The following is a 16,111-nucleotide window of genomic DNA, read 5'->3' as shown; positions in this document are numbered from 1 at the left end:
GGCCGGGGGAAAGAAGCTCTTCAATTGTGTCCATTCGGTCATGGTCAGGTCCGTTGGATAAACTCGCGGCAGTGTATTCATCCCTCAAGCTTACCAATCCCTTTTTCAAAACACTCTTTTAGCGGATTTCCTTCGTGAAGATCTTGGGCTCACCGCGACCCATCTCGGCTGTGAGCATGGCGTGTGTGGCGCGTGCACGGTCAACTTGAACGGTGAGAGCGTGCGTTCGTGCCTACTGCTCGCCGTGCAAGCCAACGGTGGAGAGATAGTGACGGTTGAAGGGCTGGCCAAGGATGGACAGATGCATCCGCTGCAGCAGGCGTTTTGGGATCACCACGCGTTACAATGTGGATTTTGTACTTCAGGTTTCTTGATGAGTGCTTACGATTTGCTTCAGAAAAATCCCAAACCAACCGAAGAAGAAGTCCGGCATGGACTGTCGGGGAATCTCTGTCGCTGCACGGGATACGCGAATATTGTGAAAGCGGTGATGGCAGTGGCAGAAAAATGAGGCTTGAGACTCGAGGCTAGAGACTTGGGTGGGGAAGGGAACAAGCCTCTAGCCCCAAGCCTCTAGTCCCCAGGAGAAAATATGGCAACCCCTCTTGTCGGTATAGGAAAAATGGTTGGTGCTGAGGTGCGGCGGGTTGAAGATCCACGCGTCCTGCTTGGCAAGACTCGCTATGTCGACGATATTCAACTGCCAAACACCGTGGCGATGGCCTTTGCTCGGAGTCCGTATGCGCATGCGAACATTACGCGCATCGATGTCAGTGCGGCGAAAGAGCATCCTGGGGTGTTAGCCGTTCTCACCGGGGCAGATATCGCCGCTGACATTCTCCCGCTGCGAGTTGAGTATGACCCGGTACGTGCTCCGAAGCATAAATCCTGCAATTGGCCAGTGCTGGCACAAGAGAAAGTGCGCTTTGTGGGTGAAGCTGTAGCGGTGGTTGTCGCCGTGAATCGCTATGTGGCCGAAGATGCCGCGAGCCTGATCGATGTCGATTACGATCCGCTTGATACGATCTGGGATGTCGAGAAAGCACTCACGGCTGACTCGCCACTCGTGCACGACGAGTGGGGAGATAACCTCATGCAGGAGATCAAGGTTGAGATTGGCGAGGTCAGCAAAGCCTTTCAAGAAGCCGACTGTGTGGTCGCCGAACGTTTTGTGACGGGGCGACACATGGCAATGCCGATGGAGACGCGTGGCTGTTTAGCCAATTTTGAAGCAGCCACGGACTCTCTGACATTATGGTCTTCGACGCAAACGCCACACGTCGTGCGCACGCATCTCGCCAAGACGATCAATTTTCCTGAACATCATATTCGTGTAGTCGCTCCTGACGTTGGTGGTGGCTTTGGCTTGAAAGGGCACTTATTTGGTGAAGAAGTGCTCGCTGCGTTCCTCAGCCGTCGGCTGGGGCGACCAGTGAAATGGATCGAAGATCGCCGTGAACATTTAACCGCGTCGCTCCATGCCAAACAGCAAGTTGTTTGTGGCGAACTGGCGCTCAAGAAAGACGGGACTATCCTCGGTATCACCGGTCGTTATATTAGCGATGTCGGGGCATATTCAGATTATCCCTGGGGCTCAGCCCTCGAAGCCGGACACGCAGCTTCCGCCATGCCTGGGCCATACAAAATTCCTGCCTATCGTTTTGAGGCGTTGTCTGTGGCGACTAACAAGACAACCATTGGACCGTATCGTGGGGTTGGGTTGCCGATTGCCATATTGACGATGGAGCGCCTGATGGATCTGGCAGCGCAGAAGCTGGGAATCGATCGTATCGAACTGCGCCTGCGTAATATGATTCGCCAGCAAGATCATCCGTATACAACCATTACTGGTGCTGAGATTGAAAGTGGCAGCCATCAAGAAGCGCTTCGTATGGCGCTGGAGATGATCAATCTCGAAGAGTTTCGTGCTGAGCAACAACGTGCGCGACAGCAGGGACGTCATATCGGTTTAGGCGTCGGGTGTTACATCGAGGGCACTGCGCCGAGTTCACAAGCATTTCAAGCAATGGGGGCGCCGGTTGGCGGATATGAATCTGCGACGGTGCGTATGGATGTTCATGGGAAAGTGACGGTGCTGGTGGGCACGCATTCGCATGGGCAGAGTCACGAGACGACCTTTGCCCAAATCGTGGCAGATGAACTCGGGGTCTCAATCGCTGATGTCAAAATCATTGAAGGAGACACCACCGCCATACCTTATGGCTGGGGAACCTGGGGGAGTCGGAGCGCAGTCACTGGTGGTGGAGCGACGATTATTGCTTCACGTAAAATCAGAGAGAAATTACTACGCGCTGCCTCACGGCTCAGCGAAATACCGTCTGATGATCTGCAACTTGCTGATGGGATGGTGCGACGCAAACAGGATGGTGCGACTGTCGTTCCCATCAAAGATATTGCCCAGCGTATTCTGTTTGCGCAGTTTGCCGGTGAAGAGCCGGGACTTGAGGGAACGTCTCACTACGAACCGCCACCATCAACCCACTCGAATGCGACCCATGTGGCGACGGTGGAAGTCGATCCCGAAACTGGTCAAGTCAAGCTGCTGCGCTATGTCGTGGTTGAAGACTGTGGCACGATTATCAACCCGATGGTGGTTGATGGGCAGATCCAAGGCGGCGTCGCGCAAGGCATTGGTACGGCCTTATATGAACAAGCGCTCTATGACGAGAACGGGCAGTTTCTCACCGGGACGCTGATGGACTACCTGATCCCAACCGCAGTCGATGTGCCTCGTGTTGAAATTGGCCATATTTCGAGCCCCTCGCCGTACACGCCAACAGGAATCAAAGGCATGGGAGAGGGCGGAGCGATTGCTCCACCAGCGGCGATTGCCAATGCTGTGTGTGATGCATTGGCGCCTTTCAATGTTCGCATCAGCGAGGTGCCCATCACCCTAGAGCGTGTGTTACAAGCGATTGAGCGGGGGAGGAATGGACAGTAGAGGTTGGGTGTGAGGGCTGGGTTTATGAGTGAGGTGATGGAATTTGGTGTGTGTTTTCAAAATCTCGACGCTCAGGGATTTGTTGCTGCGGCTCGACGCGCGCAGGACTTGATGTTTGGAACGTTCTGGGTACCAGAGGACTATTTCTATCGGGGGGCGGTTTCCCTTGCGTCAGCGATTCTCACACATACTACCTCACTGAAAGTGGGACTGGGAGTGTTGAATCCCTACACTCGCCATCCGGCGCTTACGGCGATGGAATTTGCAGTGCTCGACGAAATCTCACGGGGGCGCGCGATTCTCGGCCTCGGGACCAGCATTCCGATGTGGATTGAACAACAGATGGGAGTTCCATTTGCTGCGCCGATCTCAGCAACGCGTGAGAGTGTCGAGTTGATCCGTCGCATGTTTCGGGGAGAGAGAAGAAACTCTCCGGGGCAGGTCTTCAAGACTGCGGGGGTACGCTTCGCTTTCAAACCCATGCATACCGAAATCCCGATCTATCTTGGAGTGATGGGGCCAAAGAAACTGGCACTGGCTGGCGAGATTGCTGATGGTTTGCTCCTTGGTGCATTGACGAGTCCCGCGTATGTCCGCCACGCGGTCAAGCACCTTCAGCAAGGCGCCGTTCGCAGTGGGCGACAACTCGAAAAGTTTCCCGTTGGTGCGTATCTGCCAATTGCTCTTTCGTCCGATGGCAAGAACGCACGCGAAGCAGTGAAACCGTTAATTGCAGGCATGATCGGTTTAATGAGCGGGTTTCCCAATCATGCAGTGTTTTCTTGTGGAGGTATAGCGCGAGAAACGTTGGAACGCTTCACTGCGGCATTTGCGAAAGGCGAGTTCCCGGTTGCGCTTGTGACTGAGGAGATGGTGGATACGTTTGCGGTTGCGGGAACACCGCAGGAATGCCGGGTGCGGCTCGCTGAATTTGTCGAGGCTGGCGTGACGATGCCGGTTGCTTTTGAACTGCCAGGAGTCGCACCGGAAAAACTAATGCGCGATATTCGTACACACCTGATCCCACATTTCGTGTAAGCAGACGTAAAGTGCGAGAGGTGATCGGCGTAGTTGTACGAGTTCGCCATCTGGCGTACATTCTTTCGCAGTATGGCTCTGTTATTGAAGGACGCAAAGTCATGAAGGTGCGAACCTCTGCGCGACTTGTACGCTATGACGTACCAGCCTCCACGGCAACAAAAGATCGACAGGCGCAAATCCGTCTCCTCAAAAAGGGGCTCCCAATTTCCTCTTTTGAAAAACTGCAAGAGAGAATGGCGGTATCTGCGGATACTTTAACCACGACTATAAACATTGCGCCACGTACGCTCACGCGGAGAAAACAAGAAGGTCGGTTGCGAACCGACGAATCGGAAAGAGTGATGCGTATCACTGTGTTATTTGACAGAGCCGAAGAGGTACTGGGAAGTGTTGAATATGCCCGCCAGTGGTTTAAATCTCCCAAGCTTGCGCTCGCAGGAAAGAGTCCGCTTGAGTATGCTGATACCGAACCTGGGGCCAGGGAAGTTGAGGACTTGTTGGGCCGTCTCGAACACGGAGTGTTTTCTTGAAGGTGACGGCGTGGCGGTTGGTGCAGGCAAAGTATGCCGCACATGCATTCTCTGGGGAAGGCGCACGGCAATTCGGTGGTCGGTGGAATCGAAAAGGAACGGCACTGGTGCATGCCGCAAGCTCATTATCCCTGGCGGCTCTCGAACTGCTTGTTCACCTGGAATCGTATCAAGTCTTGCAATCGTATCGGGCAATCTCTGCGGAATTTGACGAACGGTTCTGCCAGTGGCTGGATACTGAGCACCTGCCACCCGACTGGTCGGGTTTTCCCGCAGCAGAGTCGACGAAGAGTATTGGGGCTGACTGGATTCAACAAAGGCAGTCAGCTGTCTTAGCGGTTCCGAGTGTGTTGATTCCGATTGAAATGAACTTCCTCATTAATCCACAGCACCCTGATTTTGCCCGTCTGAAGATCGGTGAGCCCGGCGAATTTTTTTATGACCAACGTCTAGTGAAGGTACGGGAGTAGCTCTGTGCCTCACTCCGTCTTGGTCTGTTATGAGGACCCTACAGTCCCAAGGAGATGCTGCCGCAACCCACCCGCGTTAAACTCTGCCCAGGCTTCGACGATCTTGCCGTTTTCTACACGTTGGATTGTCATCCCACTCAAGGAGATGGCTCTGTTGGTTGGTGCGATTCCGAACAAGGTGCCTCGATGTGTCCCGGTCAGTACCCAGCGGAATACGACCTTATCATCCTCCGCGAACAAGTCTTGAACGGCGACTTGAGTATCTGGGACGGCGACACGAAAGTCACTGATCATTTGCAGAAAGGCCTCTAAGTTAGGAAACGTGGCAGCAGGTGTACGATGAAAGTACGTTGGTGCAAACACGTCGTTTGCCACCGCCAGGTTTCCTTTATTCCACACTTCAGTGACCCAGCGACGAACGAGTGATTTGCTGTTGTCTGAGCTGCGCATCGTTAACCATCCTTATTCGGAGAATTCTTACCAAACTGATGATGTTCTTCCATCTTGGTTACTGAGATGCTGCGGCTAACTCGCGCAACATTGTGACGGTCGTCGGAAAATCAACGCAGGGATCGGTAATGCTTTGACCGTAGACAAGCTGCTGACGTGGAACAGGAAAAGACTGCTTGCCTGCCACCAAATTGCTCTCGATCATGACTCCTGCAAGGGTCGTGTTGCCTGCGCGAATCTGTGTGGCAACGCTCGAGAGGGCTTGGGGTTGTTTGCGAAAATCTTTCTGGCAGTTGCCGTGACTACAATCGACCATAATGCGAGTGCAGAGATGCGCTTGTTTGAGCACGGTTTCGGCAATACTCACGCTTTCAGGGTCGTAATTCGGTGCGTTTGCTCCGCCGCGTAATACGAGATGACAATCTGGATTTCCCGTGGTGCCCACGACACTCACCTGTCCGTCACCATCAATACCGAGAAAACGATGAGGTTGCTGCGCTGAACTCATGGCGTTCACTGCAGGCGCGATACTGCCATCCGTACCATTCTTGAATCCGACAGGCATCGACAATCCTGAAGCCATCTCACGATGGGTTTGGCTTTCACTCGTACGTGCGCCGATACCGGTCCAGGTCACCAGTTCAGCCAAGTATTGCGGAGTAATGGGATCGAGCATTTCCGTGGCTGCAGGTAAGCCGTCATGGGCAAGGTCGAGAAGCAGTTTTCGCGCGAGTCGGAGACCGGTGGCTACATCATACGTGTCGTCGAGATGTGGGTCGTTAATCAACCCTTTCCAGCCAGTAGTGGTGCGTGGTTTTTCAAAATAAACTCGCATGATGACGAGCAAACGGTCAGCTAACTCGCGTTGGATCTTGACGAGATGGCTTGCATAGTCACGCGCCGCCTCGACATCATGAATAGAACAAGGGCCGACCACTGCGATCAAGCGTGAATCCTTGCCTTGTAAAATGTCACGAATAGTATCGCGTGTTGACGCGACGGTTTCTGCTGCACGTTCGCTGATCGGTAACTCTGCTTTCAACGCAGTTGGGGTGATCAACGGTGTCGTATCAACAACGTGAAGGTTATTGGTTTGACGCATCTATGTGCTCCGCACTGGTGCTAGGGGCTGGGGGCTAGTACCGTGTCTCGCAAGTTCATTGGCGGTGAAATCGTAGGGCGCGTGGTACGCGCCAGTTCAGTTGGCGCGCTTCGCACGCCCTACAACTGCTCATGAAGTTATGAGACACGATACTAGGGGCTGGTTTTTTCTAACCTCTAACACCCAACACCGAGCACCGCGTTCTATTCTTTCCACGTCCCACGCACGGTGATGCCAGCGAGCTTTTCAAGCTCTTTCACCGTTGCGAGGACATCTTCTTTGGCATAGCCAGTTTTTTGGTAATTATCGATTAGTCCTTCTGCCGCGGCCCCTATAGTCAATGGGACCCCAAACTCTTTTGCCAGTTGGGTAGCAAGGCCGATGTCTTTGCGAGCGAGATCAATAGTGAACGTTGGTGCAAGTTTGTCGCGGAGTACAGCTCGTGTTCCTGACTCCCACACGAAGCTACCGCCGCTGCTAGCCTTTACTGCTTGCCAGATGACATTGGGATCGACCCCAGCTTTTGCGCCGAGGACGACAGCTTCTGCTGCCCCCATCATGTGAATAAAGGCTAACATGTTGTTCACTAGCTTCACGACATTCCCAGCACCGATGTCGCCACAATAGAACACATTGGCTCCCATTGCTTTGAGCAATGGCTCGCATTTGTCATAGACGGATTTCTCTCCACCCGCCATGATCGCGAGCGTTGCATTGCGAGCGCCACGTACCCCACCGCTCACGGGAGCATCGAGAAAGTGCACGCCTTTGGCTGTGGTCTTTTGCGCTAAGTTGCGTACTACAGTCGGTGAGTTGGTACTCATGTCAACGATCGTTGTCCCGCTTTTCATTACCGTCAGAATACCATTGTCCAACAAGACGACATTCTCAACATCCTTCGGCATTGGCAGTGAGAGAAATACGTAGTCGACACCGGTTGCTGCTTCCTTTGCGCTATTGACCCATGTTGCGCCAGCTTCTTCCAAGTTCTTCGCTGCTTCCCGGCGTAAATCCGTTACCTTCATTGCATGGCCAGCTTTCAAAAGATTCGCTGCCATCGGGTTCCCCATATTGCCAACACCAATAAAGCCGACGTTCATGGTGCCTCCTTTGCGTGAAGCGAAATTCGTAAAATGTAGTCAGGACAATACAGCGTAATGCGTAGTGCGTAACCGCCACTCCTCTCCTTTTACGTTTTACGCTTTACGTGTTGCGTGTTTTCTATCTGTTTTCGGCGTGTGGGACTAGATCGATATGAATATGTAGATCGTCAGCGATGCGTTCGAGTCGGTCTTGAAACGCCTCCATGCCGACCGAGATTGGCACATCCATATGAATCTGCATAGTGTAGATCGCTGTGCCACTGCCAGGTTCAGGCCGTGAGTGCGTGTGCATCTCTGTAATGTTAATGCCATGATCAGCTAAGCAACGCGCTACCCGTGCGACGATACCCGCTTTATCAACGCCAGTTGCATGCAGTTCGTAACGTGAAACGCGTTCGCTTGAACGGTAATGAGACGGTTCACTTTCAAGCGGTCGCAAAAAAACCGTGACGCGTTTTTCCCATTCCAGGCGCTTGCACGCTGAAGACAGGCGACGATCAAGATCATTCCCTTGCCCTGAGAGGAGCAAGAGAACCGCAAATTCGCTGCCAAGGACCGTCATACTTGACTCTTCCAGGTTGCAGTCGCATTCGTAAATCAATTCAGCAAGATCAGAGACGATTCCTGGATGGTCTTGAGCAATAGCGGATAACGCAAACCATTTCTTCATTGACGTAACTCTTTCACCGCAGCTACCAATTTCGGCATCACCTCAGCGGACCCACCACGTAAACTCAAGGTGCACAGCGGGGTCATTTCACTTTCGTAGAGATTAACTTCTATGAGCGTACCCCCACGTTCACGTACTGCCAGCGGAAACGATGCTGCCGGGTACACCGTAGCGGAAGTTCCCGCCACGATAAAGCAGTCACATTGCTCGGCTTCGCGAAAACACGCATCGAGTGCATCGCGTGGAATAGGCTCACCAAACGATACTGTGTCAGCTTTGAGAATTCCGTCACACTGCGGGCAATGCGGTGGCAGTCCCTTTAAGGGCACTTCTGCTGCGGGGTAGCGATTATTACATTGGATACAGCGAATCAATGAGAAATTGCCGTGAATTTCGATGAGATTCGTACTCCCGGCGCGTTTGTGGAGGTTGTCAACATTCTGTGTGATCATGCTCCGTAAAATCCCCATCTGTTCGAGTTCGACAAAAGCATGATGACCGGGATTCGGGTCTGCGGTGCTGAGTGCGGACCAAATTTCTTTGGTGGGACCTTTCGGTGATAAGCGTTCTTCCCACGCTTTCTTGGGGTCGCGCAGGAAAATTTCATAGCCATTCATCGGTGGTTCGCCGTATTTCGTCCACAGTCCACCTGGTCCGCGAAACGGTGGAATGCCACTTTCTACGGAGATCCCTGCGCCGGTGAGGGCCATGACGTATTTTGAAGACAACAATAACCGGGCGGCTGCACGGATAGTATCGTCTTGAGATGTTGTTGCCATAGTTCGACCTCTTCACTCACGGTGAAAACATGAGCAGGCGAATGGGCGAGCGGGCGACCTAGCGATCTCCCCGCTATTCCTGGTCGCCCATTCGCCTGTTCGCCCACTCTCCCATTCAGTCCGTGTTGTCCCTATTTCGCCTTCCACTGCGGCGTTCGTTTTTCCGCAAATGCCTTTGCTCCTTCGCGGGCGTCTTCTGTCCCTTGTAGCCAGTTATACAATTCACGTTCGAGCTTGAGCCCATCGGCGAGTGACATGTCCAGACCGCGCAACGCGGCTTGCTTGATCTTCTGTACTGCTAATGGTGCACTTTTACAAATCTCGCTCGCAATAGCTTCGCATTTGCTCATGAGTTGGCTCATCGGCACGACATAATCGACTAAGCCCAAGCGGAGGGCCTCTTCCGCATCAATGCGATTACCGGTGTACAGCATTTCTAAGGCACGACCGAGTGGAATCAATCGAGGTAGTCGCTGTGTTCCACCTGCGCCGGGAAGCCAACCCAAGCGGACTTCACCTAAGCCAAATTGCGCATGTTCAGCGGCAACACGGATATCACAACACAAGGCTTGCTCGAGACCACCACCATTCGCGTGGCCGTTGATGGCGGCGATAATCGGTTTGTATAAATCAAAAAGAAGCGGGAAAAGGATGTTCTGCGGTTCTTCTCCAGGCCGTTCGACATAGTTGGCTTTGATGTCGCTGCCAGCAGAAAAGGCGCGCTCGCCCACACCGGTCAAGATCGCAACACGGAGTGCAGGATCATCACGAAACTCCCGCCAGACCTTTGCCAACGTCTCGTAGGTTTCAAAGTCACAGGCATTGAGCCGCTCTGGACGGTTGATGGTGACGTAGGCGATGTGGCCCTTCTTTTCGAATAGCACTTTCATGGGTTGTGCGCTCCTTACTATGCAATTCAGCAGTCAGAGGGGAAACCAAAGTGAATCGGAGAATCGGTGAAGGGGAGAACCGGAGACCTCCCCACCATCCGCCATTCTTTTTCCCCGATTCTCCGTTTCCCTGATTCTCCGTTTCCTGTTCCCTCGATTTACCGCCCTTTCTTCCCGTCCGTCAACGGCTCGAAAATCTCTTCCCTCTTAAAGGCCCCTGGATCGACTTTGCGTGACGTACTACTGTTTGGGGTCTCACCTAAGCGGATCGCATTCTTGCCGTAGCGGGTGGTGAGTTGGTCAATGAGTTTCCCGAGCTGTTGGCGTTTGTCATTTTGGTGCGTCGGTGGAGCAAACAACGAAAGCTGCTGGGTGGTTGGTTCAGTTTCGATGTTACTGGCATAAATGCCGGCGAGTCGAACTTTTTGTCCGCGACGGGGAACCGCAGCAAAGAGGGCAACTGCAGCGTGATAAATTTCTTGCGCGTCACTCGTTGGAGCGGGGAGGGTGTGACTCCGGGTGTATAAACGAAAGCGTCCCTCTCCCAACCGCTCTGCTGTTTTTATCTTCACTGTGATCGTGCGTCCCATCAGTTTGCGCGACCGTAGCCGGCGAGCAACAGTTTGCGCGTAGCGAAGCAAAGCCGCATGAACTTCGATGTCCTGGTCGAGATCCTGGGAGAACGTTTCTTCTTCGCCGATAGATTTCATCTCTTGATTTGGATCGACGGAGCGTGGGTCAATACCATGAGCGAGTTGATAGAGGTGGTCCCCATTTGCGCCATAGCGTGAAACTAACGTCTCTCGCGGCCACCGAGCCAGGTCACCAATCGTGCGGATGCCAAGAGTAGCCAATGATTGTGCGGTGACTCTCCCAACTCCCCACAACCGGGTGACTGGAAGTGGGTGCAAAAAAGACAGGACGTCTTCATCTCGCACTTCGACCAGGCCGTTGGGTTTTTGCATGTCGCTGGCGATCTTGGCGATGAACTTGGTCGACGCAATGCCCGCTGAGCCCGTTAGCTGCGTTTCACGATAAATCTGCTCTTTGATACGTGTGGCGATCGTTCTCGCGGAGCCAAAAAGCGATTCACTCTCTGTTACATCAAGAAATGCTTCGTCCAGGGATAGTGGTTCAACGAGTGGCGTGAAAGACCGGAGGATGGTGAACACGTGTCGGGAAGCTTCCAGGTAGGCTTCCCGTCGTGGCGGAACGACGATGGCGTGCGGGCAGAGCTTCAGCGCTTGCGCCATGGGCATGGCGGAATGTACGCCATAGGGGCGAGCTTCATAGGAGGCTGTGGAGACGACGCCCCGCGCGCGATCTCCACCAACGATGAGCGGCTTGCCACGCAGTTCAGGGAAATCGCGTTGTTCGATCGCCGCATAGAACGCATCCATGTCAAGGTGAATGATGCGGCGTTGAGACATGACGTGTTACTCCGCTGAATCTTCTTCCTCGTCTGGTGGATCAGGAGGAGGAGGGAGGGGATCTGTACTATTCGGCTCAAGACTGGTCCGACGAGCAATAGTCAGAAAGCCGGTGTGTGCGACCATGCGATGATCTGGACGCACGGAAAGTCCTTTAACGTGCCAGCCACGCACCAGGTTTTCCATAACCTCGATTGCGGTGAAACAGGGGGAAGCGCGTAATTCATCGACGAACGACTTCACCTGGATCATAGTTGGACTGTAACTGACGATGACCCCACCTGGCCGTAGGGCTTGTGCCGCGTGCGGGAGCACGCGCCAGGGCTCGGGGACATCGATGAATAAGCGATCTGCGTCCTGAACATCGAGGCCAACGTACGCATCTCCGACCAGCAGCGTCCAGTTCGGGGCCTCGCCAAAAAATTTTGTGACGTTCTCCCGTGCCATGTCGCAGTGATCTTCACGGATTTCAATAGTTGTCAACTTGCCAGTGGAGCCGATGGCTCGCAAGAGTGCAATTGCCAACGAGCCAGGGCCGGCACCAACCTCGACCACAGAAGCACCAGGGAATACATCTCCCCACAACAACATCATGCCAACATCTTTGGGGTAAATGACCTGAGCACGACGCGGCAGATTTGGTATCAGGTGCGCATAGGTCGGGCGAAACACCCAAAATGCATCATTGGTCGAATTCCGCACCAGGCTCCCTTCAGGCAGGCCAATGACTTGGTCGGCAGGGAGCAGGCCTCCGTGCAACGACATGCGGTTGCCGGCCTTGAGGGTACGAAGATACTCGCGCTCTTTGGTATCGATAAACAATACCGTATCTCCAGAGCGGAGCAGTGAACGATCAGACATAGGAGGTTCCTAGATGCCGACGGGAACGACTTTCTTCGTAGAGACACCCCGGTGCGGCGTCTCTACACGTTGTTACAAAACGCGGCGCACCGTACCACGCAGTCTCTGGTCGGACAATAACCCTTGACAGTAAAAGTTATCCTTCCTATCCTAGACAAATTCGTTTCGAGAAAAACAATCCCTACATCATTATTTTCATTTTTGGAGGAGACCCGTGGCTGAAAAAGCAAAAACCGCGCAAAAGTCCGACGCGTTGCGGACAAAACGTTTCTGTCCTGTCTGTGGAGCTGAGAGTAAAGTCGTGCAGTATGCCGGCTTTGGACAAATGAAAGGCTTCTTTTGGGTGTGTGACAAGAACCCTGAGCACGTCAGTCGCACGCGCTAGTGTGGAAGAGGGGTGACCATGCCGCGAACACGCAAGAAAGAAAAGGAAGCAAAAGACCTTAATCTCTTTGATGAAGATGCACCCGAGGAAGCGTCAGACGAAGAGTTACCTAAAGACGAAGCAGGGCGCAAGAAGATTAAAAAACGCTACGAAGAGTTGCTCGGTATTCGTATCGAAAAACTCAAAGGCCGTGTGCTCAATCGAGAACGTATTAACAAAACGATCGAGGGCATCTATTTCATCTGTGCTGTGTGCAAAAAGATTTGTCACAATCTGGATGAGGGGCTGATCGAAGATCCAGATAACGTGAACAACTTGTGTTCTGCCTGTGAGAAGCCAAAAGGGAAAAGTCCTGCAGCTGCGTAATGCCTTTTAGGGGGTACTGGCAGTCTTCACCCTCGCTCATACGTGCACTGCTTGTATGGGCCTCGCTCTGGCAGGGAAAGAGACAAGCGGGTTCGGCACTAATTGGGGGCTGTACGGCAGGACAAGTTTCGTTTCTTCTCCCACCGGGGGTAATGGCATTAAGTCAGCGGTTTTCAGGTTCCCTCTCCCTCCGAGAGAGGGCTAGGGTGAGGGGATGAAATAAGGAACGCTACACTTTCTTCCCCTCATCCTGCCCTTCTCCCTAGGGGAGAAGGAACCCTCCTTTGCAACGTCGTGGCTTAACTTAATGCCATTGCCTTTCAGGGGAGAGAGACCTTGTAGACAGAGCTGCATCACCAGTGCCGAACAGTCAAAGCTAGCAAGCGCGTTGTGCGCACAGCGCACGCTACCCCACCTGTACGAATGGTTCGGGGTCCAATTTAGTGCCCACCATTTGTGACCAGCCGGCTGACCGACTGCTCGACAACCGTCCCTTTGAAAAAGTTCGGGTTCATTCCCGTCCATAGCGTTGTTGGATTGGTAAAGACAAAATCACGAAAGTCGTCTTCGGTAATAACCCCGTGTTCCACTAACTCGTAGGCTTCTTCGGTGACTTCGGTCATATCTGGCACATCCCAATGACCTATGTCTGAACTGAAGACCGCTTTTATTTTTTGCCCGAAGGGATTCACCTTGGTATTGAAAGCGATGGCATTCATGGGGTCATCGGCTTCACAGCCAAAATAGAAGTGCGGCACGAACAGGTCGCGAATATCCTCTTCTTTGGAGACACCACTACGGGCAAAGTCGTTGGTATTGCCTGGTGCGGCTTTCGTGTTAATTGTCGTGCCACTCGCGGTACTGAGTTGTTCCAGTTTTCCTTCTGTCACGCGACCACCGTAGCGTCGACACAGATCTACAACCATCTCCATGTTAAGATTTGCCGGATTGTAGTTTTCAATTGCTTCAGGATTACGCTTTTTCCAGCGCGCGATGAGATCCGCGTATAGTCGTGCGCCGGTACTCACGCCGCCTTCGAGAAAAGCAACTTTGAGGGTTGGAAAACGTTTTGTGACACCGCTAAAGAACAACGCCTTGCACAGCGCTTCACCGGCTTCCGCAAAATGGCCGATGTGGTTGTACATGTATGTGGAAATCGATGTGCGATGGCCCCAGCCCATTCCGGCCGAATGAAAGGTTGGCGCGACGTTCAGCTCTACGCACTTTGCCCAGACTGGATCGTAATCATATTCGCTTTCAAGACAGAACGTATCGAGCCAGTAGGCATATTTCGCCACCTCAGGAGCCGTACGTGCGACATGTGGTACCGGACGGAGAACGTGTCCAGCTAACATCACCGCTTTCATTCCTAGCGTGGTGACTGCGTAGTCAAGCTCTTCAATCGCTTCTTGCGGTGTGTGCATGGGAATCACCGCTACGGGAATGATACGATCGCTGTACTCACGAAACACATCGGCATGATACGAGTTGAATGCTCGGCAGGCGGCACGGCGGATCTCTTCGTCGTCGAGATGTGGCGCAAGCAAGCCGAATGTCGGATAGACGATCGTGACATCCAACCCTATGTCATCAAGTCGTTCGTACATGAGCCTCGGCAACATTGCCGTCACGCGATCCAATGTGTTCTTGGCAGGAAGAGCCCACCACGGCGGCACCGTCACTCGCTGATCGCGACGCTGGTCAGGTGACAGGCGATGCCAATTCAGCATCCCGCCTAACCCAGACATCATCCCTTTGGTTCGTTCATTCTTGTAGCGCTCGACAATACCGGCCCCACCGACCTTGCGCAAATAATCCATGACTCCCGGCTCAAACTCGACCGTGTGACCGTCAGAATCGATTACCGGGTGCGTGAGATGTTTACGAACCTCCGCAGATTTCGACACTTGTGTAGCTGCCATACGCATCCCTCCTTACTGTAGGTTGATAGCGCGTCACAAGACCGCGATGCGCACAACCCTAGCCCAAGCGCGATGAGATGTCAGTAGGATGGACGGCCAACTGCTAACTCCCGACTTTCGTCTTTTGGGCTATAGTTTCAGCTTTGTCCCCGCTGAACTGGGTCTCAATACGAATGACCTTCCTCTCTTGCGTTGTTCGTCGTACGAACGCTTCGTGTTGTTCTTCCACCTCCGTGCCGGTTTTTGTTGCCGTTTGCTGTCAGACTGGAACGAAACGCGCCGGCGCGGTGAGCTGGTAATACAGTGACAGGTGTTGAGAAATTGCATCAACCGTAGCGTCGCGTTGATCACATGCTGTTTGTCGTTCGAGAATGGTGACGAGGATCCGTCGGTACCGGCGGCAGAGTTGCCAGGCGAGGTTGTGGTAGGACCAATCCCGGTAGCCAATGTATCGTTGCTCTAGCCCTCGGGCTTCGCGGAGCAGCTTGGTTGAATTATCTGCCCATCGGCGTAGGAGGGGCGGCAGTGTATCGTCAGTCACAACTTAAGACATCGGCAGTGTCAAATTCCCTCTCCCTGAGCGAGAGGGCTAGGGCTCATAAGGGTAGGTTTTTTATCCAAGCCACAATTGGCGCGGATTTCCCGTCCTGAGGAGCCGCGTGTTCGTCAGGCCCGCGCAGGCGGGCATCCAGGAGCTTCACCCCTGAACGATTGCGTATTCCCCCTGGATTCCCGCATTCGCGGGCATGACGTCCCTTGAGTTATCCATCAAAACTTTCTGGACTATCTACTAGGGTTCTCCCTTCCCAATCCCTAAACCCTCATTCCCAAGTCCTAGATCCGCACGGCGAAGCCGAAGTCTGTTTTCTCAAAGCGTTGGATCTCGCCCGGCGACAGCAAACGAAGATCTTTGAGCTGCGTACCACGATGAGTCTCGGTCGACTGTGGCTACAGCAAGGAAAGAAAAAAGAAGCACACTGCTTGCTCAGCGAAATCTACAATTGGTTTACCGAAGGGGGCGACATCGCGGATCTACGTGAGGCGAAGGCACTCTTAGAAAGTGTTTTTTAATTCGTATTTTCCGTCGTCACCATCCGCAGCGTGCGCCGGATACTGGCCAAGTACACCATAGCGTCACTGGAAACGGTGG

16 protein-coding genes are annotated in these 16,111 nt (G+C 53.3%); 6 read left to right on the top strand and 10 right to left on the bottom strand.

Translation table 11 applies throughout. The features are described from left to right. The first annotated feature begins 79 nt into the window (after positions 1 to 79). The 5 genes from FJ147_21500 to FJ147_21480 all read left to right on the top strand — a co-directional run bounded on the left by FJ147_21500 (position 80) and on the right by FJ147_21480 (position 5,003). On the top strand, positions 80 to 511 hold the full coding sequence (locus tag FJ147_21500; GenBank protein MBM4258459.1) for a (2Fe-2S)-binding protein: 432 nt from the start codon (positions 80 to 82) through the stop codon (positions 509 to 511). Between the two features lie 81 nt (positions 512 to 592). Then, positions 593 to 2,962: a xanthine dehydrogenase family protein gene (locus FJ147_21495; GenBank protein ID MBM4258458.1), complete on the top strand. Its 2,370-nt coding sequence runs from the start codon at positions 593 to 595 to the stop codon at positions 2,960 to 2,962. Positions 2,963 to 2,986: 24 nt separating this feature from the next. Next, on the top strand, positions 2,987 to 4,000 hold the full coding sequence (locus FJ147_21490) for an LLM class flavin-dependent oxidoreductase (GenBank protein ID MBM4258457.1): 1,014 nt from the start codon (positions 2,987 to 2,989) through the stop codon (positions 3,998 to 4,000). Between the two features lie 11 nt (positions 4,001 to 4,011). Further along, a complete protein-coding gene (locus FJ147_21485; protein ID MBM4258456.1) occupies positions 4,012 to 4,533 on the top strand; it encodes a DUF2384 domain-containing protein in 522 nt (173 codons plus the stop codon). A 2-nt stretch (positions 4,534 to 4,535) separates the two neighbouring features. After that, positions 4,536 to 5,003 carry an RES domain-containing protein gene (locus tag FJ147_21480; protein MBM4258455.1) on the top strand — a complete coding sequence of 156 codons (468 nt, stop codon included), beginning with the start codon at positions 4,536 to 4,538 and terminating at the stop codon, positions 5,001 to 5,003. A gap of 27 nt (positions 5,004 to 5,030) precedes the next feature. Here FJ147_21480 and FJ147_21475 read toward each other — a convergent pair whose 3' ends face one another. The 8 genes from FJ147_21475 to FJ147_21440 form a co-directional block, all read right to left on the bottom strand. Next, complete coding sequence (locus FJ147_21475) at positions 5,031 to 5,453, bottom strand: ester cyclase (protein ID MBM4258454.1); 423 nt, start codon at positions 5,451 to 5,453, stop codon at positions 5,031 to 5,033. 58 nt (positions 5,454 to 5,511) lie between these two features. Further along, positions 5,512 to 6,555, bottom strand: a complete 1,044-nt coding sequence (locus tag FJ147_21470; protein ID MBM4258453.1) for a 3-deoxy-7-phosphoheptulonate synthase — start codon at positions 6,553 to 6,555, stop codon at positions 5,512 to 5,514. A 203-nt stretch (positions 6,556 to 6,758) separates the two neighbouring features. Next, complete coding sequence (locus FJ147_21465) at positions 6,759 to 7,655, bottom strand: NAD(P)-dependent oxidoreductase (protein ID MBM4258452.1); 897 nt, start codon at positions 7,653 to 7,655, stop codon at positions 6,759 to 6,761. Positions 7,656 to 7,776: 121 nt separating this feature from the next. Then, the gene (locus FJ147_21460; GenBank protein MBM4258451.1) at positions 7,777 to 8,328 is read right to left on the bottom strand and encodes a hypothetical protein; all 552 of its coding nucleotides are present in this window, start codon (positions 8,326 to 8,328) and stop codon (positions 7,777 to 7,779) included. Further along, on the bottom strand, positions 8,325 to 9,107 hold the full coding sequence (locus FJ147_21455) for an NAD-dependent deacylase (protein ID MBM4258450.1): 783 nt from the start codon (positions 9,105 to 9,107) through the stop codon (positions 8,325 to 8,327). Before FJ147_21455 ends, FJ147_21460 begins: the two co-directional genes overlap by 4 nt. Positions 9,108 to 9,238: 131 nt before the next feature. Further along, on the bottom strand, positions 9,239 to 9,997 hold the full coding sequence (locus FJ147_21450; GenBank protein ID MBM4258449.1) for a hypothetical protein: 759 nt from the start codon (positions 9,995 to 9,997) through the stop codon (positions 9,239 to 9,241). Positions 9,998 to 10,155: 158 nt separating this feature from the next. Further along, positions 10,156 to 11,427: a DNA polymerase IV gene (dinB, locus tag FJ147_21445; GenBank protein ID MBM4258448.1), complete on the bottom strand. Its 1,272-nt coding sequence runs from the start codon at positions 11,425 to 11,427 to the stop codon at positions 10,156 to 10,158. A 6-nt stretch (positions 11,428 to 11,433) separates the two neighbouring features. Next, the gene (locus tag FJ147_21440) at positions 11,434 to 12,288 is read right to left on the bottom strand and encodes a tRNA (adenine-N1)-methyltransferase (protein MBM4258447.1); all 855 of its coding nucleotides are present in this window, start codon (positions 12,286 to 12,288) and stop codon (positions 11,434 to 11,436) included. A 403-nt stretch (positions 12,289 to 12,691) separates the two neighbouring features. Here FJ147_21440 and FJ147_21435 point away from each other — a divergent pair, with 403 nt between their 5' ends. Next, positions 12,692 to 13,039 carry a hypothetical protein gene (locus FJ147_21435; protein ID MBM4258446.1) on the top strand — a complete coding sequence of 116 codons (348 nt, stop codon included), beginning with the start codon at positions 12,692 to 12,694 and terminating at the stop codon, positions 13,037 to 13,039. Positions 13,040 to 13,479: 440 nt separating this feature from the next. Here the strand turns inward: FJ147_21435 and FJ147_21430 are convergent, their stop codons facing one another. Both FJ147_21430 and FJ147_21425 read right to left on the bottom strand, forming a co-directional pair. Continuing rightward, positions 13,480 to 14,967 carry an amidohydrolase gene (locus FJ147_21430; GenBank protein ID MBM4258445.1) on the bottom strand — a complete coding sequence of 496 codons (1,488 nt, stop codon included), beginning with the start codon at positions 14,965 to 14,967 and terminating at the stop codon, positions 13,480 to 13,482. Positions 14,968 to 15,220: 253 nt separating this feature from the next. Continuing rightward, positions 15,221 to 15,502 carry a hypothetical protein gene (locus FJ147_21425; protein MBM4258444.1) on the bottom strand — a complete coding sequence of 94 codons (282 nt, stop codon included), beginning with the start codon at positions 15,500 to 15,502 and terminating at the stop codon, positions 15,221 to 15,223. Positions 15,503 to 16,111 lie beyond the last annotated feature (609 nt).

This window comes from Deltaproteobacteria bacterium, assembly GCA_016874775.1.
Lineage (GTDB): Bacteria > Desulfobacterota > Binatia > Bin18 > Bin18 > VGTJ01.
The sequence above is the reverse complement of the archived record's forward strand: the minus strand, read 5'-3'. Positions and strand labels throughout refer to the sequence as shown.

Coding starts and splice junctions, on each gene's coding strand:
- FJ147_21495 (MBM4258458.1), top strand. CDS start 593: ATGGCAACCCCTCTTGTCGGTATAGGAAAAATGGTTGGTGCTGAGGTG.
- FJ147_21490 (MBM4258457.1), top strand. CDS start 2,987: ATGAGTGAGGTGATGGAATTTGGTGTGTGTTTTCAAAATCTCGACGCT.
- FJ147_21475 (MBM4258454.1), bottom strand. CDS start 5,453: ATGCGCAGCTCAGACAACAGCAAATCACTCGTTCGTCGCTGGGTCACT.
- FJ147_21470 (MBM4258453.1), bottom strand. CDS start 6,555: ATGCGTCAAACCAATAACCTTCACGTTGTTGATACGACACCGTTGATC.
- FJ147_21465 (MBM4258452.1), bottom strand. CDS start 7,655: ATGAACGTCGGCTTTATTGGTGTTGGCAATATGGGGAACCCGATGGCA.
- FJ147_21460 (MBM4258451.1), bottom strand. CDS start 8,328: ATGAAGAAATGGTTTGCGTTATCCGCTATTGCTCAAGACCATCCAGGA.
- FJ147_21455 (MBM4258450.1), bottom strand. CDS start 9,107: ATGGCAACAACATCTCAAGACGATACTATCCGTGCAGCCGCCCGGTTA.
- FJ147_21450 (MBM4258449.1), bottom strand. CDS start 9,997: ATGAAAGTGCTATTCGAAAAGAAGGGCCACATCGCCTACGTCACCATC.
- dinB (MBM4258448.1), bottom strand. CDS start 11,427: ATGTCTCAACGCCGCATCATTCACCTTGACATGGATGCGTTCTATGCG.
- FJ147_21440 (MBM4258447.1), bottom strand. CDS start 12,288: ATGTCTGATCGTTCACTGCTCCGCTCTGGAGATACGGTATTGTTTATC.
- FJ147_21435 (MBM4258446.1), top strand. CDS start 12,692: ATGCCGCGAACACGCAAGAAAGAAAAGGAAGCAAAAGACCTTAATCTC.
- FJ147_21430 (MBM4258445.1), bottom strand. CDS start 14,967: ATGCGTATGGCAGCTACACAAGTGTCGAAATCTGCGGAGGTTCGTAAA.